The sequence below is a fragment of the Streptomyces sp. TRM49041 genome (assembly GCF_008271805.1).
Lineage (GTDB): Bacteria > Actinomycetota > Actinomycetes > Streptomycetales > Streptomycetaceae > Streptomyces.
Map to the genome: position 1 here is coordinate 1 of NZ_VSRY01000017.1, position 321 is coordinate 321.

At 66.7% G+C, this 321-nt stretch carries 1 protein-coding gene; it reads right to left on the reverse strand.

The window, feature by feature from the left end; all coding sequences use genetic code 11:
- A partial coding sequence (locus tag FVS66_RS34725) for an FG-GAP-like repeat-containing protein (RefSeq protein ID WP_222946886.1) occupies positions 1–321 on the reverse strand: 321 nt, incomplete at both ends.

Here is a 321-nt window from a genome sequence, read left to right on the forward strand (position 1 = left end):
GTCGCCGTTGTAGTCGCCGGCGGTGAACTGGCTTGCGGTCCAGCGGAAGGAGCCGGTGCTCTCCCACTTCAGGCTCGGTGAGCCGAAGTCGGTGCCGGTGCTGGTGAAGGTGAACAGCGCGGAGCGGGGGACGCCGTCCGCGCCCTGGCCGCGGTTGTAGAAGACGCCGATGTCGTCCTTGCCGTCGCCGTTGAAGTCGCCGGACGTGACCTTGCTTGCGCTCCAGGTGAAGCCGCCCGGCGTGGTCCATGTCTTCTTCGGTGCCTGGAAGCCCGTGCCGGTGCTGTACCAGGTGTAGACCGACGAGATGTTCTTGCCGTC